The organism is Balneicella halophila (assembly GCF_003096835.1).
Lineage (GTDB): Bacteria > Bacteroidota > Bacteroidia > Bacteroidales > Balneicellaceae > Balneicella > Balneicella halophila.
This window is the reverse complement of record NZ_QENZ01000004.1, coordinates 252,279-276,712: the sequence shown is the minus strand read 5'-3', so window position 1 is coordinate 276,712 and position 24,434 is coordinate 252,279. Positions and strand designations below refer to the sequence as shown.

Below are 24,434 nucleotides of genomic sequence, written 5' to 3'. Positions count from 1 at the left end.
TTCAGATGCGTACAAACTTAACGCTATAAGTTCAGTAAATCGTCCATCCCATACCAGCCTTTGTCCTGTTTTACTAAAAACTCTGCAGCTAACACCGCTCCTAAAGCAAAACCTTCACGGCTTTTAGCCTCATGTTTAATGGTCAAAACATCTTCTTTTGAAGTGTAAATTACACTGTGCATTCCGGGAACTGCACCAATACGCTTTGATATAATAGGTAGAATATTTCGATCTTTTGTTACATAATTTTCCCACTTTTTTAATTTTGGGTTGTGCTCAATAATACCTTCAGAAAGTTTGATTGCCGTGCCACTGGGTGCATCCAGCTTTTGTGTATGATGCACCTCTTCTACCTGTGCAGTATAGTTATCGTAAGGCCATAAAAGTTTAGCAACATACTTATTTATTTGAAAGAAAAGATTTACACCCAGACTGAAATTCGAAGCATAGAAGAAACGACCTCCTTTAGTACAGGCTTCATCAACCTTTTCTTTCTCAGATAGCCAGCCTGTTGTTCCAGACACAACAGGAATATTAAAATCAAAACATTGTAGATAATTTGATACCGCAGCCTCAGGAGTGGTAAATTCTACAGCAACGTCGGTATCTTTTAGATTCTCTTTATTTAAATCCTGTAAATTATCTTTATCTATTGTAAGGCTTATGGTATGTCCACGTTCTATAGCAACTTGCTCAATAACGTGCCCCATTTTCCCATAGCCAATCAGTGCAATTTTCATATTTTAATCTAATAATTTATTGCAAATATAGTATTTTAGACTTTGCTTTTCCCTTAAAAGTCAAGTTTCATTTTTTTAGTACATTTGTAACTAAATTTATTTTTTATGCCTAAAAAAAATATCACACTCTTAGAAGCAATTATACCCATTATTTTTTTAATCATATTTTTGGCAATAAATTATCGTGTCTTTGGCGACGAGGCTTCAAGCGGAGCTAATCAATTTGGATTAATTTTAGGCTCTGCTGTAGCCATAATCATTGCAGGCATTCACAAAGTGCCATTTTCCGACGTTATGGAAAAGGTATCTCAGAATATAAAAGATACTGTGCCCGCTATTCTTATATTACTATTGGTAGGTGCGCTAGCTGGCACTTGGCTTCTCAGCGGTATTGTTCCTGCCATGATTTACTACGGTCTTCAGATTTTAAACCCAACCATTTTTTTAGTCTCTGCCGTAATTATATCCGCATTAGTGGCTACGGCAACAGGTAGCTCATGGACAACTAGTGCCACTATTGGTATCGCATTGGTGGGTATAGGTAATTCTCTAGGAATAGATACAGCAATGACTGCTGGTGCTGTAATCTCTGGCGGTTATTTTGGTGATAAAATGTCTCCGATGTCTGATACTACGAATTTAGCTCCAGCAATGGCAGGAACTGACCTCATTACTCATATTCGCTACATGACGATTACAACCTTTCCATCTATTATTATCACATTAATTATCTTTCTAATTATCGGTTTTACTACTGATACGCATGGAACGGTAAATCCTGATGATATACTAGTGGCAATAACTAATCGTTTTACGATAACGCCATGGCTTTTTGTAGTGCCGGGAATCGTTATTTTACTCATCATAAAGAAGGCACCTCCTTTGGTTGCTTTGCTTGCTGGAGCATTATTAGGCGTAGTATGCGCTGCACTATTTCAACAAGATCTCGTCTTGGAATTATCCAATAAAATCAACAATACTGATTCTACAACGCTTAGCTTAAAAGACATTTACCATGTTGGCATGCAGAGTATCGGTGGTGATATAAACATCATAACAGGCAATGCAATATTGGATGATAAAGCACTGTTCTCATCAAGTGGTATGACGGGTATGCTCAGCACTATTGAACTTATCATCTGTGCAATGATATTTGGTGGTAGCATGCAATCTATCGGGGCTCTACGAAAAATAAGTCGTGCCTTACTTTCATTGGTTCGTGGCACTTCTTCACTGGTTGGTGCAACCATCACCTCATGTTTCGGGATGAATATTTTAGCATCAGATCAATATCTTGCTATCGTAATACCTGGTAAAATGTTTTCGGAAGCCTACGAAGAAAAAGGATTGGCTCCTGAGAACCTAAGCCGAACGCTTGAAGATGGGGGTACTGTAACTTCTGTATTGATACCTTGGAATACTTGTGGTGCTTACCAAAGTAAAGTGCTTACAGTTGATGTATTTGATTATCTCCCCTATGCATTTTTCAACATCATAAGCCCTTTTATGAGTTTAACGGTAGCTGCATTGGGTTATAAAATTAAAAAGATAGATAATAAGACCGACGAATAAAAGACTACCGTTGTTCTTTAATGCTCTTCATAAGTTGGTTCTTAGCTCGGTGCAACTGCGTCTTTACAGTGCCCATTGGCAGGGATAATTCCTCCGATATTTCTTCGTAAGTATATTCTTCGAAATACCTTAATTCTAACAACTTTCGGTAATGTTCTTTGAGGTCTTCTATTTTCGCACGCAGGGCTTTGAGACTTTGTTTCTGTATAAGATGTTCTTCAGGATTGGGTGTGGGGGATTCTGATGCCTCTGCATTCTTCAAATCTTTATCTTCATCATCAAATGAAATTTCTATATATTTCTTCTTCCTTAAAAAATCAATAGACGCGTTGGATGCGATTCCAAACAACCACGAACTAAAGGCATATTGCTCATTGTATTGTAAGAGCTTACTGAATGCTTTGGTAAATGTATCTTGTGCAATTTCTTGTGCATCGGTCATGTTTTTGACCAACTGTAAAACCATGACATAAATAGAGTCATAATAACGCTCCATTAATTTCTCATAGGCAATTTCACTGCCCTCTAAGGCTTGTTTTACTAATTCTTTATCTTGTTGCACCGTATTACGTTTAGAAAGCGTTTCTCTTTAGATTAAATGAATACAAAATGTGTGCTAAGAATCTTAAACGAAAAAATAATCAGACTATCCTTTGTTTAATGCTTCAGCACCAGATACAATTTCAAGTATTTCATTCGTGATAGCAGTTTGTCGTGCTTTGTTGTACTCTAGCTTAAGCTCACGCAGTAAGTCACCTGCATTGTCTGTAGCCTTGTTCATAGCTATCATTCTAGCAGCATGTTCGGCAACGAGAGCATCCAATAGCGTTTTGTAAAATTGAGTTCTTAGCATTTGAGGCACTAAAACTTCTAAGATTTCCTTCTTGTTAGGTTCAAAAATATAATTTATATCACCTACATCATCATTTTCTTCCGGTGGTGTGATGGGCAAGTATTCTTCGTGAGTCGCCACTTGGGTGCTTGCAGTCTTAGCATGGCTATAGATAAAATCTATTCTATCAAATTGCTTACTAACAAAACTATCCATTAACTTATTGGCAATAACTGTTGCTTTCTCATAAGTTAATTCTTCTTGTATTTCTTCATTAGAAGCAATTATATCCTCTGTTTTCTTAAAAGTCTGATATACTTTCTTCCCAATAGTGTAAAGGGCAACCTTAGTATTTTGTTCTTTATATTGTGCAATTCGCTCACGAGTTTCTGCAATTAAATTAGCATTTAAAGCACCACACAACCCCTTATTTGAAGACACTGCAACTATTAATACATTTGCTGTTTGAGCTGGTTCCTTGAAAAATGGACTTGTAGTATCCTCTTCATCAATGCCTCTTGCAAGATTCTCTAAAATATGATGTTGTTTGTCAGTATAAGGATAAAACTTATTGTACAGACCTTGCACCTTTCTCAGCTTAGCAGCAGAAACCATTTTCATGGCAGAAGTCACCTGTCTTGTATTCTTAACTGAAGCAATACGTGTACGTGTTTCCTTAAGGGTTGCCATAGTTTACTTTTTATATTTCAATGAAATGTCTGCAGCTACCTTTGTCAATACTTTTTGAGCTTCTGCTGTATATTCTCCAGATGCTAATTCTGCAATCACATCTTCATGTTCTAAACGAAGTCGCTCTAAATAATCCTGTTCAAATTCCTTAACTTTTTCTACTGGCACATCACGCAACAATCCTTTTGTACCCGCAAAAATAATAGCCACCTGTTCTCCTACAGGGACTGGCTGATATTGACCTTGCTTTAATATCTCTACGTTCTTTGCTCCTTTATTAAGGACAGACATTGTGGCTGCATCCATATCAGAACCAAACTTAGAAAATGCTTCTAACTCACGATATTGTGCTTGGTCAAGTTTTAATGTACCTGAGATTTTCTTCATTGATTTTATTTGCGCATTACCACCTACTCTAGATACAGAGATACCAACGTTAATTGCTGGTCTCACGCCTGAGTTAAACAAATCGGTTTCTAAGAAAATTTGCCCATCGGTAATCGAAATTACATTAGTAGGAATATAAGCAGAAACATCACCCGCCTGTGTTTCAATAATTGGTAAGGCTGTTAGTGAACCGCCTCCCTTTATCAATGGATTTCCTTCGTTATCTTTAGCATTTTGTAATGATTCTGGCAAATCATTCATCGTACGAGCAATTTCATCGTTATCAATAATTTTTGCAGCACGTTCCAACAATCTTGAGTGCAAATAGAAAACATCTCCAGGGTATGCCTCACGTCCCGGTGGACGACGAAGCAACAATGAAACCTCACGATATGATACCGCTTGCTTTGATAAATCATCATAAACAATCAAGGCTGGTCGACCTGTATCTCGGAAAAATTCTCCGATAGTGGCACCTGCAAATGGTGCATAGTACTGCATAGCAGCAGGGTCTGCAGCTGTCTGTGTTACAATAATTGTATAAGGCATTGCTCCCTTTTCTTCCAATACTTTCGCAATCTGTGCAACCGTAGAACCTTTTTGACCTATAGCTACATAAATACAATAAACGGGTTCTCCCTTATCATAGAATTCTTTTTGATTAATAATGGTGTCTATTGCAATCGCCGTTTTACCTGTTTGGCGGTCACCGATAATTAACTCACGCTGTCCTCGGCCAATAGGAATCATCGCATCAATCGCTTTTATTCCTGTCTGCAACGGTTCCTTTACAGGCTCACGATAAAGCACGCCTGGGGCTTTACGTTCTAGGGGCAGTTCAAAAGTTTTACCTTCTATAGGACCTTTACCATCTAATGGCTCTCCAATCGCATTAACAACGCGTCCTAGCAATCCTTCTCCTACATTGATAGAGGCAATTCTCTTAAGACGTTTTACCATACTCCCCTCTTTTACCTCTTCTTGATCTCCTAAGAGTACGACACCGACATTGTCCTCCTCCAGGTTCAATACAATCCCTTTTACGCCATTTTCAAATTCGACTAACTCATTAGCTTCAACGTTTTGCATGCCATAAATACGGGCAATACCGTCACCGATAGTAAGAACGGTACCTACTTCCTCAAATTGTGTCTCTGAATGAAAACCTTCGATCTGTTTTTTGATAATATCAGAAACTTCTGCAGGATTTATTGTTGTCATAATGCTTTATTATTTACTCAGTAATTCTTTTTTGATATTTTCCAATTGTGTAGCGATGCTTTTATCCATCAGCAGGTCATCAACACGTAATTTAAATCCTCCGATAAGTTTTTCATCAACGATGGTTTGCATAGCTACTTTAGTGTGCAATTTTTCACTTAACTCTTTCTGCAACTGTGATTTTGAGTCCTCTGTTGCTGGTTTTGCGGTTGTTAAGATCACCTCACGGAAACCTTGTTTTTCTTTATAAATTTGCAGGAATGATAAGCAAACTGCATTTAGAAAATGTTCTCTATTATTGTCAACTAATAACTTAAACATAGAGAGAATTATTGGTTGAACTCTGTCCCCAAATGCAGTTACAAGCAACTGTTTTTTCTGTTCTTCCTTTACTACAGGATTCTCTAAAAACTCCTTTAAGGAATTATCAGACTTCAACACAGCAATAACACCTTGCATATCATTATAAACATCTTTTAAAATATTTTTTTCTGTGGCAAGCTGATAAAGAGCTTTAGCATATCGAACCGAAATCATTCCTCCATCCATTAGTTCAATTCTATATCATTCATTAAACTACTCAGATATTGATCTTGCACTGCTGGCTTTTGCATTGAGTCTTTTAGTATTTTTTCAGCAATATCCACTGCATGCTCAGCCACTTGTGATTTCATATCTTGTACGGCAGCTAAACGCTCTTGCGTGATGCGTTTTTGTGCCTCAGCCAATATTCTATTCGCTTCTTCTGTTGCTTTATCTTTTGAAGCTGCAACTATTTTTTCACTGGTAAGTTTTGCCTCCTTAAGTATCGCTTCTTTTTCTAATTTCGCTTGTTGGATAATTTGTTCATTTTTAGCTTTCATTTTATCTACCTCAGCACGTGCATCTACTGCTGCTGACATCGCTTTATCGATAGCATTATTGCGTTGATGTATTGCTTTTAGAATAGGTTTCCATGCAAATTTCTTGAGTAATACTATCAAGATAATTATTGCAATAGAAAACCAAAAAATCAAACCGATACCTGGGTTAACTAATGGATTCATAATCTACTTTTTCTCGTTGTGGTTAAAAAAACGCCTCTATAGCCAACCGCTATATAAGGACGTTTTTACTTTTCTGTGGTTATTACTTAATGAAACCGCCAAGTGCGATAGCAAATAAGCCTACACCTTCAATAAGACCCGCTGCAATAAGCATTGCACTCTGAATCTTACCTGAAGCTTCTGGTTGGCGAGCGATAGCGTCCATAGCCTGGCCACCGATTCTTCCGATACCAAGACCTACACCTATTACTACTAAGCCAATACCCACATAAATTAATCCAACTCCATCCATAATTATAAATATTTAAAAATTAAAAAAAACTCTATTCCTATTTTCTAATGATGTTCTTTTACTGCTAAACCAATAAATAATGCTGATAATACAGTAAATATATATGCTTGTAATGCCGCAACAAGCAACTCAAGTAAAAGCACAAAAAGTGTCATTGGGATTGCTCCCACACTCACAAATGCACTTTTAAATATAAAAATCATTCCTATCAAACTTAACACAATAATATGTCCTGCTGTGATGTTCGCAAACAAACGAATCATCAAAGCAAATGGCTTGGTGAAAATACCAATAATCTCCACGGGAATCATAATCGGATACATCAATATTGGCACATCAGGTGTAAATATCTCTTTCCAATAATGCTTATTCCCATTTAAGTTTACTATTACCATCGTACATAAAGCCAATACTAGCGTAACTGCAATATTGCCAGTTACGTTCGCCCCACCCGGGAATGTTGGCAATAGTCCCAATAGGTTATTAAACCAAATAAAGAAAAAGACAGTCAATAAATAAGGTAAATACTTATCTGTTTTATTTTCTCCTATATTCGGAATTGCAACTTCTTCTCTAATAAAAACAACTATTGGTTCTAAAAATGCAGCAATCCCTCGTGGCTTCAACTTATTCTTCTTATACGATTTTGCCATTGTAATAAAAATAAGCAAAAGCAATAATATAGAAATGAACATAGCTGTGGTATTTTTTGTAATTGATAAATCCACATACTTACCTTCGAGACCACTAAACAAATCGACTATGGTAGCTTTATCAGTACCATCAGTAGCGGTTAAAACACCATCTACCATAGTATAACCTCTGTGTGTATGACCGTGTGCTATTTTGGAGGAAAGGAAAGCTTTGAATTCACCATCCCAGATAATAATTGGAAGTGGTATTGAGACATGATGTTCATGACCTTCCTCGTCAGTAGTTGTCCATAGATGCCATTCGTTAGAGTCCGTGATATGACTCATTATCATATCTACCGGCTGAAATTCTTTACCTTCGGTTGCCTCATTATCAGTATGTTTTTCAGCAAAAACAGCTGTAAACATCAATAGACAGATAATAAAGCTAATTATATATTTTGAATGCATTTATCACTTATTTCTTCTACGACAAGTACAAAGTTAATCTTTTATTTTTGAGATAAAAATCTTGTTCCAAGAAAGATACTTAAATAAAGTAACAAAAAATAGACAAGCAGATAGTTTATCAAAAAAGGTGTGCTGAGTTTCAAGTATTTTTTAATCAGTAATAAAGAAGCAAAAATATAGATAATCTTAAAGGGCATCGCTCCTAGAAAGATGAAACCTACATTGGTTTTCCCCTGCTTTACTTTTTTTTGCATAATATAAATCAACAAACCTACAGGTATAAGATTGATGAGATAAATCAAAAAAAGTTCAAAAAAGCTCAAAAAAGAAAATGCCCAAACAGCTAAGCTATTGAGCATTATGAATACTAATAAAAATAGAAGTGCAATTTTACTTTTTTGCAACATTCTCTTTCGGTTTATTATTCAGATCTTCGGACGAAACAAGTTGCCCTTTGGAAGCACCAATAAAATGAGCCCCCATTTCTACTGAGAATTCTGGAGCGTATAAATCTCCTTTTAGCTTGGCTGTCGGATATAATTTAGCTCCCTTTTTGCATTTTACATCTCCAACGATATATCCATTCAATTCTAAGAAGTCACAGTCAACATTCCCCTCTATTTTAGCTTTATCGCCTACAATCACTCTCATATCTCCTTTGATATCACCTTTTATTCTCCCATCGATACGAACATCTCCAGAAACCTTTAATGTACCTTCAATTACAGTGCCTTCACTTAAAATAGTCACATCACCGTGAGCAGGCAATGCCGAATTTTTATTTCCATGTTTCTTTTGGCTTGTGTTCTTTTTACCATACATTGCCATGACTGTTTCGAATATTATGTTTGTAAATCTTTAGGAATTGTAAGCCCATTCTAAATAAATAGCTCCCCATGTAAAACCGGCACCAAAAGCTGTTAAGATAAGTTTATCTCCTTTTTTCAATTTATCTTCCCAATCCCATAAACATAAAGGAATAGTTGCTGAGCTGGTATTACCATATTTTTCTATGTTTATCATAACTTTTTCAGGTGGTAACCCCATACGATTGCCCGTTGCACTGATAATGCGCAGGTTTGCCTGATGAGGCACTAACCAATCAACATCTTCACTGGCTAAGTCATTTCTATCCATAACATCTAAAACTACTTCTGCCATCTTCTCAACTGCATGCTTAAATACCGTTTTCCCTTCTTGGTAAATATAGTGTTCTTTATTGGTTACAGTTTCTTGAGTTGCCGGGTATTCAGACCCTCCAGCCTTCATATTTAAATACTTTCTGCCAAATCCGTCGGCATGAAGTACGCTATCTAATATTCCAGTATTTTCAGTAGTCGGTTCTAGTAATATTGCCGTTGCAGCGTCACCAAAAAGCGGACATGTTTGTCTGTCGGTATAGTCTGTATATGCAGACATTTTCTCTGCTGAAACAACGATCACTTTCTTACAACGACCAGATTTTACGTATTGCTGAGCTGTATCAAGTGCATAAAGAAAACCTGAACAACCTGCATTCATATCAAAACTGAAAGCATTACGTATGTTCATTTTATCACAAATGATATTGGCTGTGGCAGGAAAAAGTCGGTCAGGCGCCACGGTGGAACATACCAGCATATCTACTTCCTCAGGTTTCAGTCCTGTTTTCTCAAATAGTTCTCCCACAGCTCTTTCAGCCATATAGGATACTCCTAATCCTTCACCTTTTAATATTCTTCTTTCTTTTATACCAATACGAGTCATTATCCATTCATCAGATGTGTCTACCATCTGTGAGATTTCCTCATTAGTCAATCTATAGTCAGGGACATAGCCACCTACACCCGTAATTTTTGCATTTATTTTTGTCATCTCTACAAGCTTACTTTTCTAAAAAACAGGGCTAAATTAATAAAAAAAAACGACTACTAAATATTTTTAGCAGTCGTTAACAAGCTTTTCGTTTAAGAAAAGACTATTCTTCTTCTTGATCTATCACCAATCTACCTTTGTAGTAAAGCTTACCTTCGTACCAGTGAGCTCTATGATACAAGTGAGATTCGCCTGTAGTTGTATCCACTGCTATTTGTGGAATATCTAACTTTTGGTGTGTTCTTCTTTTACGTTTTCTCTGTTTTGAGATTCTACTTTTAGGATGTGCCATAACTTAATTATTTCTCTTTCTTTATTAATTTTTCTAATGTTGCCCATCGAGGATCCACTTTATCCTCCTTTTTTATTTCTAATGCTTCTAGCTTTTGAAGCATCTCTTTATTACAATTTTCTATTTGATGCGTTTTTTTCTGTGGCAAACCTATCATTACTAGTTCGTAAAACAATTGTGATAATTCCACATGGGTATCATCTGGTGCTACAAAAACTACATCATCTTTTTCTTCTTCTCCTTCTTCTGCTTCTTTTAAGTAATAATGTCCTTCTACACTAAATGGCAAATCTAAAGGATCTAAACATCTATCACAAATTGTTTCTAGCGTTCCTTCCATACTTACAGTTAGTTCTTTCTTACTGTCTTGCTTAAAGAAAACAACAGTTACCTCCACTTCACCCGAGTATTCTGAAAGCGTATGGTAGCTTTCAAAAAATGCTGTATCTAACTTAAAATCGTACCTATGTGTTCCTTCTGAAAGCGTTCTAAAAGGTATTACATAAGGTTGTTTTTTCATTCTCTCCACCTAGTCTAGTTTCAAAATTGGGGCAAATTTACAAAATAATGTACAATTAAACCTCATAAAGTAAAACAATTTTTTAGAATAAAAAAGTACAGCCTTCCTCAATTTAAGGCTGTACTTTAAATATCTCAGATTTCTCCGCTATTTTTCTTCTTCAGAATAATTTAATTGAGACTGGCGTTTATAGCTTTGATATCTCCATTTTGCATTCTCCTCTGCAGCTTTAAATAATTCATCAGCTTCTGCGGGGAAAGACTTCTGCAATGCAGTATAACGTGTTTCTGAAAGTAAGAAGTCTTGGAATTTAGACCAATCTGGCTCTTTAGAATCCATTTGGAATGGGTTTTTACCTTCATCTTCTAACATAGGATTGTAACGATACAGGTGCCAATATCCTGCAGCCACTGCATCTTTCTGTTGCTGATTAGCCTTACCCATAGAATTTTTCAATCCATGAGAAATACAAGGCGAGTAAGCTATAATTAAAGATGGTCCAGGATAAGCTTCAGCCTCTTTTACTGCTTTGAAGTATTGTGCTTGGTTTGCTCCTAGAGCTACTTGTGCTACATAAACATAACCATAGCTCATCGCCATTATTCCTAAATCTTTCTTACGCACACGCTTTCCTGATGCTGCAAACTTAGCTACAGCACCAACCGGTGTAGATTTAGACGCTTGACCTCCTGTATTAGAATAAATCTCAGTATCTAAAACAAGCAAATTTACATCTTCGCCTGAAGCTAAAACATGATCTACACCACCATAGCCTATGTCATAAGCCCAACCGTCACCTCCAAAGATCCATACTGACCTTTTAGGTAGATAGTGTGCTAATTCACTAATTTTTTGAGCCACTTCATGAGGTTCATTATCAATGGCTTTTTTCACATCATCAGATAGCTCAATGGTTTTTTCTCCATCTTCATATCCATCTATCCATGCTCTGAAAGCTTCCGCAGTTTCAGGTTTTACAGCATCTAGACTCTCTTCCATCAAGTTGAGAAGGCGTTTACGGATTTTTCTTCCACCTTCTGCCATACCAAATCCATACTCGGCATTATCTTCGAACAAGGAGTTTGCCCAAGCCGGACCCGCGCCTGATATATTATTTTTGGTATAAGGTGTAGCCGGTGCAGAGCCTCCATAGATTGAAGAACAACCAGTAGCATTAGCCACCATCATTCGCTCTCCATATAATTGAGTGATTAATTTAATGTATGGTGTTTCACCACAACCTGCACAGGCTCCAGAAAATTCGAATAATGGTTGAGCAAACTGTGAGTTTTTCACACTCTTATTTTTATCCATCAATTCTTTATATCCTACCTCTGCGTGCATGTAATCCCAACGCTCTATCTCTGGCTCTTGAGTCTCAAGAGGTCTCATTGCTAAAGCTTTTTGTTTAGGCGCAGGACACACGTCAACACAGTTATAGCAACCAGTACAGTCGAGCGGACTTACTTGGATACGATATTTCAATCCTTTTACTTCCTTACCTTTAGCCTCTTTGGTTTTTGTTCCTTCAGGTGCATTTGCTAATTCTTCTTCATCAATCAAGAAAGGACGTATAGCTGCGTGAGGACATACATAGGCACATTGGTTACACTGAATACAAGTTTCTTCGAACCATTCAGGCACCACTGTTGCAACCCCGCGTTTCTCATATTGTGTTGTTCCTGCAGGAAATGTTCCATCTTCTCGTCCTTTAAATGTCGATACTGGTAATTCATCTCCTTTTTGAGCATTCATTACATCAACAACTTGCTCAATAAATTCAGGTCGTTCTTCTTTATATACAACCTTTTCACTTGAAACTTCAAGGTTCTTCCATTCTTCTGGAATACTTACTTTAATCAAGTTCGCTTCATCCCCACCTGCATCAACAGCAGCATAGTTCATGTTTACGATATTCTCACCTTTTCGTCCATAAGATTTTACAATGAAATTTTTCATTTCACTTACAGCTAAGTCATAAGGTATTACATCTGTAATCTTGAAGAAGGCAGACTGCATAATGGTGTTAGTTCTTGAACCTAAACCTAAATCTTTGGCTATTTGAGTAGCATTAATGATATACATTTGAATATCATTTGTTGCTAAATATTTCTTCATTCTGTCTGGCAGATTGGCTTTTGTTTCTTCTTCATTCCAAATAGAGTTGAACAAGAAAGAACCACCAACCTTTAATCCCTTCAAAACATCATACAAGTGAATGTATGCTGGCACATGGCAGGCAATAAAGTCTGCTGAATTTACTAAATATGTAGAACGTATAGGTTCATCACCAAATCTCAAATGAGACGTTGTAAAACCTCCCGATTTTTTCGAGTCATACGCGAAATATGCTTGACAGTATTTATCAGTAGCTCCACCAATAATTTTAATAGAGTTTTTATTGGCTCCTACAGTACCATCAGATCCAAGACCATAAAACTTTGCTTCATAAATTTTATTAGATGTAACTTTTATCTCTGGCAATAAAGGTAAAGATCTAAAAGTAACGTCATCATCTATACTTATAGTAAAGCCATTTCTAGGCTCTGGAAGTTCTAAGTTATCATATACAGAAATGATATGAGCCGGAGTAGTATCTTTGGATCCTAAACCATAACGACCACCTACTACAATAGGAGCATTTTCCTTACCATAGAATGCATCTCTAACATCAAGATACAATGGTTCTCCATTCGCTCCGGGTTCTTTTGTTCTATCTAACACAGCAATGCGTTTTACGGTCTTAGGCATTACTTTCATCAAATAATCTATTGAGAATGGACGATAAAGGTGTACACTAACCAGCCCCACTTTCTCACCACTCTGTGCTTTATAATCAATAACCTCACGAATGGTTTCCGTTACAGAGCCCATTGCTACAATGATGTTTTCAGCTTCAGGATCACCATAGTAAGTGAATGGATGGTATTCTCTTCCTGTAATTTCTGAAATTTTATTCATATAAGCTTCTACAATGTCAGGTATAGACTCATAGAGGGGGTTACTTGCTTCTCTTCCTTGGAAATACACATCAGGATTTTGAGCAGTTCCTTTAGTAACCGGGTTTGATGGATTTAGTGCTCTCTTTCTAAAATCAAGAAGTGCTTGTTGATTGATTAATGGACGAATATCATCTTCAGTTAAAGCTTCAATCTTTTGAATCTCGTGTGATGTTCTAAAACCATCAAAGATATTCATGAATGGAATTTTCGATTCCAATGTTGCTAAGTGTGAAACTGCCGACAAATCCATTACCTCTTGAACTGAACCTGCCATTAGCATTGCAAAACCTGTTTGCCTAGCAGCATAAACGTCACTATGGTCTCCAAAGATGGACAAAGCATGTGCTGCTAATGCACGTGCACTCACGTTAAAAACCGTTGGCAACATCTCTCCAGCAATCTTATACATATTAGGAATCATCAACAATAAACCTTGTGACGCCGTATAAGTAGTTGTTAAAGCACCTGCTTGCAATGATCCATGAACTGCACCTGCAGCACCTGCCTCCGATTGCATCTCAACCAGTCGAAGTGTTTCTCCAAAGAGGTTCTTTTTCCCAGTTGCAGCCCACTCATCAACACTTTCCGCCATTGGAGAAGAAGGTGTGATAGGATAAATACAGGCAACCTCACTAAACATGTATGAAATATGCGCAGCCGCAGTGTTTCCATCACATGTCATAAATTTCTTTTGCTTAGCCATAATACTATTTCCTTTTATAATGTCAAAAAAATATCTCTATTTTGAACCGCTAATTTACAAATAATAAGCTGTGAATGTTTTACAACATGATAATTTATAATAGTTAAAAATAACATCTTGCTGAGACTGTAAAAAAACTATTTGCCACAAAGTTATGACACCAATTCTATTCGAATATTAAAAAAATGATATTTTTGTATTTTACAGAATAAGGAGAATATGAAACTTGCAATTATAGTAGCCATTGCTGAAAACAATGCCATTGGCAAAGACAATGATTTATTGTGGCATTTACCAGGAGACCTGAAACGATTTAAGCAGATAACAACTGGTCATAGTATTATCATGGGCAGAAAAACCTTCGAATCAATTGGTAAACCTCTCCCCAACAGACGCTCTATTGTTATAACAAACAACAAAGATTACAAGGCTGAAGGCGTTACTGTAGTGCATTCTATTTCTGAAGCGTTAGAGGTTACAAAAAACGAAGATGAAGTATTTATCATTGGTGGCGGAAAGATTTACGACCTCACGCTGCCTTTAGTCCATCGTATGTATCTTACCATCGTTCATGAAACTTTTAATGCTGACACATTCTTCCCAAAAATTCACATGAGTGATTGGAATATTTTAGAACAAGAAGAATTACCCCAAAATGAAAAGAATCCCTATAAAGCTACTTTTTATAAATTAGAACGAAAAGCATCTGGGCAAATAATAACAAAAGAGCAATTGCAAACATTGTGTAAAAATACAATGGTTTCTCACCTTGGGATTGAATATACCGATGTAAACACACAGTCTGTAACAGCCCGTATGCCGGTTGATGAAAGGACTTTACAACCGTTTGGCTATTTACATGGAGGAGCTTCTTTAGCATTGTTAGAGACAGTTGGCAGTGCATTAACTGTAATCAATACTGATACTGCACAGCATAATGTCTTTGGAATGGCTGTAAATGCGAACCATGTAAAACCCGCAAAACAGGGATATGTTTACGCAACTGCAACTTTCTTGCACAAAGGAACTAAAACACAAGTTGTGAATGTAAAAATCACCAGTGAAAAAGGAGAGTTAGTTTGTGATGGTAGAATTACCAATATAATATTTCCAAAATAAGTGATGCTAAGCCCACAATTTGCTTACTTAGAACATGCGGTTGCTAATAGTAAACCGTTTGTAGCGTATAGGTTGCCTGATGAACTAGAAGCAATCACTTTAATTCTAAATGAAGAATCCGTTATTGAGGTAACAGATTTCGATACATTACAGCATGATTCTGGTTTTATTTTTACCCCATTTGATCCTGATAAGAATAAGAGTTATTTTATAAAACCTGAAGAAATCATTAAAGGGGATAAAGGCTTTCGAGGTGATTTATTTCTAAAAGAAATGAAAATTCCATCCAAGAAACACCAACTAGATCAAAACGAGGAGACCAAGAATGCCTATACTCAACAATTTCAGGAAATGCTCCGATTTTTAAAGGATGACATCCTCCAAAAAATCATTCTTTCTCGGACTCTAACTGTCAAGGATCTCCCTAAAGACGAGCAAATTTATATTTATCACAATTTAATCACACAATATCCACAAGCTATGGTGTATTGGTTGCATCTGCCCCATTTAGGTATAGAATGGATGGGCGCTACTCCAGAATTATTGGTTTCTAAGAAAAATGACCAATTTCACACGCTTGCTTTGGCAGGAACAAAAAAGTCCGGCGAATCGTGGACACCGAAAGAAATCGAGGAACAACAAATGGTTGCTGACTATATCAAAAAGCAACTTCTGGATTTCGATCCTGTAATTTCCCAAACAGAAACAATAAGTACGGGAACCGTAGAACATTTAGCTACCCATTTTACATTATCAAAAAACAAATTAAATCTCTTTGATATTATTGAAAAAATCCATCCAACACCAGCTATTTGTGGTCTCCCACAAGATAAAGCTTTTAAAATCATCCGAGATGTAGAAAAACATCAGCGAAATTATTATTGCGGATTTTTAGGGCCCATAAATTTGGCAGAAACTACAGCAACATTTGTTAATTTACGTTGTATGGAGTTGGCCAATCATTCAGTCAGGTTGTATGTAGGTGGCGGTCTCACTAAAGACTCTGACCTTGAAAGGGAATGGCAAGAAACAGAACGTAAAGCGGAAACCTTACGAAAATTTATACTTTAAATTTATCAAAAAAAATGATTATTAAAAAAGCCCTGAAGAATCAAGGCTTTAAATTCATTTGAGAACTCATCTATATTTTTCCTAAATTTTGTCTCATCATATCGACTTGCTCCTTGAGCATTTTGGTTTTATCCAATTTTTTAACCTCATTCAGCAACATAGTTGCTTCGCGTTTTCTCCTACGTTGCATTGCCATACCTGCCAATTGCAATTTAGCTAAAGCTTTATCATGATCTAAACGTAAGCCCTTTTTCAACGCCTTTTTAAAGTATTTTTCGGACTCTTTCAAGTTTGTCTGTGCATTGATAAGGCCATGTAAAAAATAATAGTAAGCAACCTGACCTTTTACTAACGAGGTTTCAGGCTTTTTGATATATCCTAAGTATTTCTCTGCTTTCTTGAAATTTCCTTTACGTACAAACCAAAAAGCCAAAAGCATCATCTCATGTCTATAAATCGTGAAAATAACGATTCCCATTAAAAACAGTATAAAAATACCATTCCCAATATGACCTAGATAAAATTCATATACTGACCAAGCAAAAAGTGCTGTGGCTATTGTTATTCTTATAATTTTATTAAGCATAATTTGTCTGTTTTTTCAAAGATGCTTGCAAAGATACGCAACTCTACTTTAAAAATGAAAAGGAAGTGAACCTAGTCTGCCGATATGGTTACTCCTACGGGACAGTGGTCTGAATGCACGGCATCTTGTAAAATTTCAGCATCCACAAGTCTGGGTTTCATTTCCGCAGTTGCCATACAATAGTCTATACGCCAACCTTTATTACGAGCACGTGCACCCGCCCGGTAGCTCCACCAACTATATTGATCAGGCTCTTTATTAAAATATCTAAACGTATCAATAAAATCATCATTGATTAACGAATCTAACCAAGCACACTCTTCAGGTAAAAACCCTGACACCTTACGGTTGCGAACAGGATCATGAATATCTATAGCCTGATGACAAATGTTGTAATCACCACAAATAATAAGATTAGGTATTCTTTTTCGTATTTCTTTGACATACTCATAAAAACCATCCATATACTGAAACTTGAAGCCTAAGCGTGCATCATTGGTACCTGATGGCAAATAAAGACTCATTACAGAAAAATCACTAAAATCCAAACGAATGTTTCGCCCCTCATCATCCATATACGGTATTCCTGTACCTACCTCAACATGTAACGGCTGCGCTAATGATAAGATTCCCACCCCGCTGTATCCTTTCTTTTTAGCAGAATGCCAATAACATTGGTAGCCTAATTCTGTAAAAGCTTCTTCATCTATCTGTTCCGGCTGGGCTTTGGTTTCTTGAAAGCAAATAATCTCAGGCATTTCCTTGCTCAGCCATTCTACCAAGCCTTTCCTCATCGCTGCACGAATTCCGTTGACATTATACGAGAGTATTCTTTTTTTCATATCTTTATTCAATATTTGAAGGAAAGTACACTTCATAAATTTATACCTCAGAAGTAAACAAATATGTGTACTTTTGCCACAAACCTAATGGAAAAAGAATAAATTACAAATTTTAACCAAGGATTGTATGAAATTTTTAGAGGAAATCGGTGAATATTTTTACTTTATGCTCAAGGTTTTTTCTAAGCCTCAAAAACATAGCGTTTTTTTTAAACAATGGGCTTTAGAGCTGTATAAAGTTGGTGTTGATTCTATCGGGATTGTTGTCATCATATCCTTTTTTATGGGTGCTGTTTTGGCCTTACAGGCAGCCTACAATATGACGAATCCCCTTATGCCTACCTATCTTATTGGATACGGGACTAGGGAATCTATGTTGCTAGAGTTTTCATCAACTATCGTTAGTTTAATACTCGCCGGGAAGGTCGGTTCAAGTATTGCTTCAGAAATTGGCACAATGCGCTCAACCGAACAAATAGATGCGCTTGATGTTATGGGTATCAACTCAGCCAATTATCTGGCACTACCTAAAATCATGGCTAGTCTGACTATCAACCCCATCCTATATATACTTAGTGTGTTTGTTGGTATCACTGGAGGTTTACTTTCATCTGTTACAATAGGTGTAAGCAGTTTACAAGATTTCATCTATGGAATACGTATGGATTTTAAGCCTTATTTCATTGTATATTCTGAGATAAAGATGGTAGTTTTTGCTTTTATCATCACTTCATTAGCATCATATTATGGCTATACAGTGAGGGGAGGGTCTTTAGAAGTAGGACGAGCAAGTACTAAAGCTGTTGTAAACAGTAGTATTTTGATACTAATTTCGAATCTTGTACTTACACAAATTCTTTTATAATGATAACAATAGATAATATACATAAATCATTTGACGACCACCATGTTCTAAAAGGAATTTCGTTTGAGTTTGAAACCGGAAAAACAAATCTCATCATAGGACAAAGTGGATCAGGTAAAACGGTATTGCTAAAAAGCATTGTCGGTCTGCATACCATTGATAAAGGGGATATATTGTATGATAATCGATCATGGCAAGAAATGACTCAAGACCAAAGGATTGAGCTACGAACAGAAATGGGGATGGTATTCCAAGGAAGTGCTTTGTTTGACAATATGACTGTCGAGGAAAATATTGGATTTCCTATGTTAATGTATTCCAAGGAATCAACTAAGGCGAAACAAAAACGAGTGGCAGAGTGCATAGACCGAGTAAACTTAACTGGCAGTGAGGACCTTTATCCCTCTGAGATAAGTGGAGGTATGCAAAAAAGAGTAGCCATAGCCCGTGCCATAGTGATGAAACCTGAATATTTGTTTTGTGACGAACCAAACTCAGGGTTAGACCCTAAAACAGCTATTGTGATTGATAAACTCATTCATGAAATCACCAAAGAATACAATATTACCACTATTATTAATACTCATGATATGAACTCAGTATTGCAAATTGGTGAAAATATTCTTTACTTAGACAAAGGGGAAGTTGGCTGGAAAGGAGATAAATCACACATATTTAATTCAGAAAACGAAAGTCTGAATGAGTTTGTATTTGCTTCTGATTTATATCAAAAATTAAAAGAGATAAAAGAAGATTAAAAGTACATGAAGATTTTAAAAGGAATTGTTGTTTTATTACTCGCCCTATCCTGCAACCTTGGAGTTCCTGATGGAGTAGCCTCACCTGATAAGATGATTGCTATTCTGGAAGATGTTCATCTAGTTGATGCCATTCTTGTAGATAAACATATCCGTGAAGGTGACGAAGAGGCTCTGCCCTATTACGAATACATTTACGAAAAACATCAAATCACCAAAGAAGAATTTGAGCATTCTATAAATTATTATGCAAAAGATCCTCGTGAGCTTCGAAAAGCATATCCTAAAATTGTAGAAAAATTAGCAGAAAGAGATTCTTTACTAAAAGTCGCAGAGAGAACACATATTGATACAATACAACTTTGGCAAGGCAAAAAGTCGTATAAGGTAGAAAAATATACTATGAATACCCTACCTGTGTCAATACCAGTAGAATATTTAAAAACATACATTATTTCAGCTGAAATCAAAATTTATGATGATTCACAACAAAGGGAAATTAGTCCATATTTTTCTTTTGTAGCCCCTGATACTACGTATGTGTTCCCGACAAATAAAATTACTGCTGACTCTGAATTCCATCAATTTAAAATCTCAAAAATGGTTTCAGATTCTACTATTACTCAATTAAAAGGTGATTTCTTCCCAGCAGAAAAAGATAGTATCGAGCAATTTAAACACTATGAAATTCAAAATATTAGCATCAGCACAACCAGTATCAATACTATAGATGCTCCGAAAGAATTGCTCCCAACAGATAAACGATAAAATCTTTTATTATTAGTAAAATCATTTTACTTTTGTAACGTTTTCAAACTTATATCCTAAAAGTTATGTGGCAACGTATTGCACGTATTATTCTTAGAAATCGTATTTTGCTAATGATTATCATTGGAGTGCTTACCCTATTTATGGGATACCAAGCGTCCAAAGTGCAGATGTCTTATCAACAGCAAAGTGTATTACCATCAACTGACAGTACACTAGTTGCCTACGAGAATTTTTCACAAGAATTCAGTACTGAAGGAAATGTTATCTTCTACACCTTGCAAGATAAAGATTTTTGGAAATTTGAACATCTAAAAGAATGGAAAGTCTTAGGAGAAAGAATTAAGAATATTAAAGGAGTTACAGCAGTAGCCTCTGTTGTTCACAACACTGCCTCTTTACAGAAAGACACGGAGCATAAGAAGTTTAACCCAGAGGTTATTTTCCCAGACACCTTAAAAAATCAAGAGCAGATAGATTCCTTACGCAGTAGATTGTTCAGCATTCCATTCTACAAAAACAAATTGTACGACGAAACGAGTCATTCATATATGATGCTTATCACTGCCGATAAGCAAATAATGGATAGTAAAGAGCGTATTCCTTTTATGAATGAACTCAAAAAGGAACTTCATGATTTTACAGATGCTAAATGTGATAGCAAGACCTATATTACAGGCTTGCCATACATTCGCGTAGAAACAGCACAGATGATAAAGAAGGAAATGTTCCTTTTTGTAATTTTATCTGCGCTGGTGACAGCAATTATTCTCTTTCTTTTCTTCCGTTCGTTTCGCAACACCCTCATTTCATTATTAGTTGTGGGAGTAGGTGCAACTTGGGCAATAGGAACAATGAGTCTTTTAGGTTATGAAATCACTCTACTAACAGCAATGCTTCCACCATTGCTGATTGTCATTGGTATTCCAAACTGTATATTTATGATTAATAAATACCATGCGGAATATGCAACACATAAGAATAAAATAATGGCACTGCAACGTGTTATCATGAGAGTAGGTAATGCTATTTTCCTCACGAACCTAACAACCGCCTCAGGATTTGCTACATTTATTATTACATCAAGCGCAATTCTAGTAGAGTTTGGTATCGTTGCTTCAATAAATATTCTGCTTTTATTCATTTTTTCTATCATACTACTACCTTCAATCTTCAGTATGCAACCACCTCCTAAAGAGCGACATACTAAGCACTTGGAGTATAAGTATGTAAATGGTATTATTAAAAATTTGGTTCATATCGTTGAACACCATCGAAAGCTAGTGTACGTTTTTACCAGTATCGTGTTGATATTAAGTATTATCGGGATATCCCAGATGAAAAATACAGGTTACGTTATAGATGATTTACCTGAAGATGGACAAATAATGACTGATTTGACATTTTTTGAAAATCAATATGGCGGTATCCTACCCTATGAGGTAATTGTAGATACTAAAAAGCCAAGAGGAGTCATGAATTTAAGGACTTTAAGGGATATTGATAACTTTAGTCAAAAACTCGTAGAATTAGAACAATTTTCCTCCCCCATTTCCGTGGCTGAAATAGCAAAGATTTTGAATCAGTCTTTTTATAATGGTGCAGAAAATCAGTATCGTATCCCCACAAATAAAACCGTATTCCGCTATTTACTGACGTATGCAAAAAATAGCGGTGAAGGAGAAACCTATGAAATGTTAAAGTCGTACGTAGATAGCACAGGACAAAAAACCCGACTGACTTTTTATATGAAAGATATCGGCACATCAGCCATGGAAGAATTGCAAGTAAAGGTTGATAGTATTGCGTCTGAAACTCTATCTTCTGAACGATATGAGGTGAGTACTACCGGCTCTAGTGTAGTTTTCTATAAAGGCACCAACTATTTAGTTCGCAATCTGCTATTAAGTTTAGCTTTAGCCATTTGCCTTATTGCATTATTTATGGCATTCATGTTTAAATCTAAGCGAATGGCCGTGATTGCCTTAATTCCAAACTTCATCCCGCTGTTAGTTACTGCCGGTCTTATGGGATATTTCGGTATTCCAATAAAAGCCTCAACTATTTTGATTTTTAGTATCGCCTTTGGTATTTCTGTAGATGACACCATTCATTTCCTTGCAAAATATCGTCAAGATTTAGGCATTACGAAATGGAAAATTAAGAAATCGGTAAAAATGGCACTTCGTGAAACAGGACAAAGTATGCTTTATACCTCTATCATCCTCTTTTTTGGTTTTTTGATTTTCTCATTTTCAGATTTTGGGGGCACGAAAGCCTTGGGAATATTAGTTTCATTGACCTTGCTGACTGCTATGTTTGCCAATCTCATCTTACTTCCGTCAATGTTACTTTCACTTGAAAAGAGCATAAGCAACAAAGATTTTAAACGGGCAAGAGTACGAATATATCCAGATGATGAAGATGATAAAAATCTTAACGCAGGCGGATAAATAATTTACGTGTCTCAGTAGAATCTGTTTTTCGGAGCAATTCTTCTAAAGGTAGCCCTTCAGCAACATTGTTGCTTGCATGCAGTCTGGAGTATAAACTATCCCATGCTAAAGACAAATCTTGTGGTGTCCCAGTATAGGTCGCTGAATAATATTGACCTGTAACTGAATCAACTCTACCGCCACGCAACCACAGCAATTGTTTAGGAGATGGCGTTCTTAATATCGGAATACATACATTAAACTGTATTAAACTATCAGTCCAGTCAGAATATTGTATAAACTTTACTTTTGTTGTGTCCAACAATCTATAACGAGAAAGTCTTGCCAACAATAAACTATCTATCTCTTGTTTTTTAGCTTCCATAATACTTGACATTTCAGTTCGATGAGGTACTGCAAACACCAAATCATCGCGCAAACCAATTCTACTTGGAGAAAGAGTATATCGTTCGTAATCTATTTGTTCACTTACATTTTTTATATGATTTAATAGACTTTCTATAGCATCTTCTATTTTATCTTTATCAAGTCCATAAGTATATCGGGCTGATGGCAACAGTTCCTCAGAAAACTCTACCTTTAAATGAATATTTGTAAGTGTTTCCCCAACGTCTTCTAGGGCGTATGAAATAAAGATTTTTTTCTTATTATCTACATTCTGTGCAACTAAGACTAAAGAATCGTTTGGAGTATTTTTTTTTATATAAAAATGATATTCTTTATCCCAAAGTTCAAAATATAACTTATCAACCCCCAAAGAAATACGTTTTTCTGAATCCTGATTAGACCAACCTTGTATGGTTTTTAAGTCTTGAATGACATTATAGACTATTTTCTTATTGTTTTCTACCGTTACCTCTTTCTTTACAATCAATTGAGTGGGCATAAATAAAGACCCTAAGAGATACAGGAAAGAAAGTAGCAGAAGAAAAGCTAAGAATCTTCGCATTGTTTGAGTTTTTTACGGCGTAACTTTTTTTCTTCTCAATTCGAAATTCTTACCTAAGTAAACCTTACGCACCATTTCATCGGCGGCAAGATCTTCTGCAGTTCCATATTTTAAAATACTACCCTCAAAGAGCAAGTATGATCGTTCTGTGATAGACAAGGTCTCCTGCACGTTATGGTCAGTTATTAAAATTCCAATATTGCGTTCCTTAAGCTTCATTACAATCTCTTGTATATCCTCTACAGCAACTGGATCCACCCCGGCAAATGGCTCATCTAAAAGTATAAATTTCGGTTTTATAGAAAGTGCTCGTGCGATTTCTGTTCTGCGACGCTCCCCTCCTGAGAGCTGAATTCCCAAGCTTTTCCGGATATGTTGTAAGCCAAACTCATCTAGCATTTGCTCCAAACGCTCCTTTTGATAATCTTTAGGAAGCTTGCTCATTTCTAAGACTGACATGATGTTATCTTCCACACTCATCTTTCTAAAAACTGACGCTTCTTGTGCTAAATAACCAACTCCCATTTGAGCACGTTTATATACGGGAAGGTTTGTAATCTCCTGATCATCTAGAAATATTTTGCCTCCGTTGGGCTTTATTAACCCCACTATCATATAAAACGATGTCGTTTTCCCAGCACCATTAGGTCCCAGCAATCCAACTACTTCTCCTTGTTTAACCTCTAAAGATACGTCCTTTACAACGGTACGCTTACCGTATATTTTCTTAATATTTTCTGCTCTTAACTTCATGATTGGATCTATT

24 protein-coding genes are annotated in these 24,434 nt (G+C 36.3%); 7 read left to right on the top strand and 17 right to left on the bottom strand.

Translation table 11 applies throughout. The features are described 5' to 3' along the window. Nucleotides 1–23: 23 nt before the first annotated feature. Nucleotides 24–740: a 4-hydroxy-tetrahydrodipicolinate reductase gene (gene dapB / locus C7377_RS06190; protein ID WP_116496471.1), complete on the bottom strand. Its 717-nt coding sequence runs from the start codon at nucleotides 738–740 to the stop codon at nucleotides 24–26. 105 nt (nucleotides 741–845) lie between these two features. On the opposite strand from dapB, the gene nhaC reads away from it, so the two are divergent. Then, entirely contained in the window at nucleotides 846–2,312 is a 1,467-nt protein-coding gene (gene nhaC, locus C7377_RS06185) for a Na+/H+ antiporter NhaC (protein ID WP_116496470.1), read from the top strand. 4 nt (nucleotides 2,313–2,316) lie between these two features. On the opposite strand, the gene C7377_RS06180 is transcribed toward nhaC, so the two are convergent. From C7377_RS06180 to nifJ, 12 genes are all read right to left on the bottom strand, one after another. Beyond that, the gene (locus C7377_RS06180) at nucleotides 2,317–2,874 is read right to left on the bottom strand and encodes an RNA polymerase sigma factor (protein WP_116496469.1); all 558 of its coding nucleotides are present in this window, start codon (nucleotides 2,872–2,874) and stop codon (nucleotides 2,317–2,319) included. 84 nt (nucleotides 2,875–2,958) lie between these two features. Next, a complete protein-coding gene (gene atpG, locus C7377_RS06175; RefSeq protein ID WP_116496468.1) occupies nucleotides 2,959–3,834 on the bottom strand; it encodes an ATP synthase F1 subunit gamma in 876 nt (291 codons plus the stop codon). 3 nt (nucleotides 3,835–3,837) lie between these two features. Then, a complete protein-coding gene (atpA, locus tag C7377_RS06170) occupies nucleotides 3,838–5,445 on the bottom strand; it encodes a F0F1 ATP synthase subunit alpha (protein ID WP_394336364.1) in 1,608 nt (535 codons plus the stop codon). A gap of 6 nt (nucleotides 5,446–5,451) precedes the next feature. Continuing rightward, entirely contained in the window at nucleotides 5,452–5,991 is a 540-nt protein-coding gene (atpH, locus tag C7377_RS06165; protein ID WP_116496466.1) for an ATP synthase F1 subunit delta, read from the bottom strand. Continuing rightward, a complete protein-coding gene (gene atpF / locus C7377_RS06160) occupies nucleotides 5,991–6,488 on the bottom strand; it encodes a F0F1 ATP synthase subunit B (RefSeq protein WP_116496465.1) in 498 nt (165 codons plus the stop codon). The genes atpH and atpF overlap by 1 nt, the downstream gene beginning before the upstream one ends. A gap of 82 nt (nucleotides 6,489–6,570) precedes the next feature. Beyond that, entirely contained in the window at nucleotides 6,571–6,780 is a 210-nt protein-coding gene (atpE, locus tag C7377_RS06155) for an ATP synthase F0 subunit C (RefSeq protein ID WP_116496464.1), read from the bottom strand. Nucleotides 6,781–6,824: 44 nt separating this feature from the next. Further along, nucleotides 6,825–7,883, bottom strand: coding sequence for a F0F1 ATP synthase subunit A (gene atpB / locus C7377_RS06150; RefSeq protein ID WP_116496463.1), 1,059 nt, complete (start codon nucleotides 7,881–7,883; stop codon nucleotides 6,825–6,827). A gap of 390 nt (nucleotides 7,884–8,273) precedes the next feature. Next, nucleotides 8,274–8,705, bottom strand: a complete 432-nt coding sequence (locus C7377_RS06140; protein ID WP_165806862.1) for a bactofilin family protein — start codon at nucleotides 8,703–8,705, stop codon at nucleotides 8,274–8,276. A 36-nt stretch (nucleotides 8,706–8,741) separates the two neighbouring features. Next, on the bottom strand, nucleotides 8,742–9,737 hold the full coding sequence (locus tag C7377_RS06135; protein WP_116496460.1) for a beta-ketoacyl-ACP synthase III: 996 nt from the start codon (nucleotides 9,735–9,737) through the stop codon (nucleotides 8,742–8,744). A 103-nt stretch (nucleotides 9,738–9,840) separates the two neighbouring features. Further along, complete coding sequence (gene rpmF / locus C7377_RS06130; protein WP_116496459.1) at nucleotides 9,841–10,029, bottom strand: 50S ribosomal protein L32; 189 nt, start codon at nucleotides 10,027–10,029, stop codon at nucleotides 9,841–9,843. A 7-nt stretch (nucleotides 10,030–10,036) separates the two neighbouring features. Next, nucleotides 10,037–10,549, bottom strand: coding sequence for a YceD family protein (locus C7377_RS06125; RefSeq protein ID WP_116496458.1), 513 nt, complete (start codon nucleotides 10,547–10,549; stop codon nucleotides 10,037–10,039). Nucleotides 10,550–10,696: 147 nt separating this feature from the next. After that, nucleotides 10,697–14,254 (bottom strand): pyruvate:ferredoxin (flavodoxin) oxidoreductase, encoded by a 3,558-nt coding sequence (nifJ, locus tag C7377_RS06120; RefSeq protein WP_116496457.1) that lies wholly within the window; start codon nucleotides 14,252–14,254, stop codon nucleotides 10,697–10,699. Nucleotides 14,255–14,473: 219 nt separating this feature from the next. Between nifJ and C7377_RS09790 the strand changes: the two genes are divergently transcribed. Further along, nucleotides 14,474–15,373 (top strand): dihydrofolate reductase, encoded by a 900-nt coding sequence (locus C7377_RS09790; RefSeq protein ID WP_116496456.1) that lies wholly within the window; start codon nucleotides 14,474–14,476, stop codon nucleotides 15,371–15,373. A 3-nt stretch (nucleotides 15,374–15,376) separates the two neighbouring features. Further along, nucleotides 15,377–16,444 carry a chorismate-binding protein gene (locus tag C7377_RS06110; protein WP_116496455.1) on the top strand — a complete coding sequence of 356 codons (1,068 nt, stop codon included), beginning with the start codon at nucleotides 15,377–15,379 and terminating at the stop codon, nucleotides 16,442–16,444. Nucleotides 16,445–16,514: 70 nt separating this feature from the next. Here the strand turns inward: C7377_RS06110 and C7377_RS06105 are convergent, their stop codons facing one another. Next, a complete protein-coding gene (locus C7377_RS06105; RefSeq protein WP_116496454.1) occupies nucleotides 16,515–17,030 on the bottom strand; it encodes a tetratricopeptide repeat protein in 516 nt (171 codons plus the stop codon). A gap of 71 nt (nucleotides 17,031–17,101) precedes the next feature. Then, nucleotides 17,102–17,872, bottom strand: a complete 771-nt coding sequence (locus C7377_RS06100; RefSeq protein ID WP_116496645.1) for an exodeoxyribonuclease III — start codon at nucleotides 17,870–17,872, stop codon at nucleotides 17,102–17,104. Between the two features lie 127 nt (nucleotides 17,873–17,999). Between C7377_RS06100 and C7377_RS06095 the strand changes: the two genes are divergently transcribed. From C7377_RS06095 to C7377_RS06080, 4 genes are all read left to right on the top strand, one after another. Further along, complete coding sequence (locus tag C7377_RS06095; protein WP_116496453.1) at nucleotides 18,000–18,737, top strand: MlaE family ABC transporter permease; 738 nt, start codon at nucleotides 18,000–18,002, stop codon at nucleotides 18,735–18,737. Beyond that, on the top strand, nucleotides 18,737–19,495 hold the full coding sequence (locus C7377_RS06090) for an ABC transporter ATP-binding protein (RefSeq protein ID WP_116496452.1): 759 nt from the start codon (nucleotides 18,737–18,739) through the stop codon (nucleotides 19,493–19,495). Before C7377_RS06095 ends, C7377_RS06090 begins: the two co-directional genes overlap by 1 nt. Before the next feature lie 6 nt (nucleotides 19,496–19,501). Continuing rightward, the gene (locus tag C7377_RS06085) at nucleotides 19,502–20,263 is read left to right on the top strand and encodes a DUF4296 domain-containing protein (RefSeq protein ID WP_116496451.1); all 762 of its coding nucleotides are present in this window, start codon (nucleotides 19,502–19,504) and stop codon (nucleotides 20,261–20,263) included. A 65-nt stretch (nucleotides 20,264–20,328) separates the two neighbouring features. Continuing rightward, nucleotides 20,329–22,716, top strand: a complete 2,388-nt coding sequence (locus C7377_RS06080) for an efflux RND transporter permease subunit (protein ID WP_116496450.1) — start codon at nucleotides 20,329–20,331, stop codon at nucleotides 22,714–22,716. On the opposite strand, the gene C7377_RS06075 is transcribed toward C7377_RS06080, so the two are convergent. Both C7377_RS06075 and lptB read right to left on the bottom strand, forming a co-directional pair. Further along, entirely contained in the window at nucleotides 22,700–23,668 is a 969-nt protein-coding gene (locus C7377_RS06075; protein ID WP_133241466.1) for a hypothetical protein, read from the bottom strand. The genes C7377_RS06080 and C7377_RS06075 overlap by 17 nt on opposite strands. A 12-nt stretch (nucleotides 23,669–23,680) precedes the next feature. Further along, complete coding sequence (gene lptB / locus C7377_RS06070) at nucleotides 23,681–24,421, bottom strand: LPS export ABC transporter ATP-binding protein (protein ID WP_116496448.1); 741 nt, start codon at nucleotides 24,419–24,421, stop codon at nucleotides 23,681–23,683. Nucleotides 24,422–24,434 lie beyond the last annotated feature (13 nt).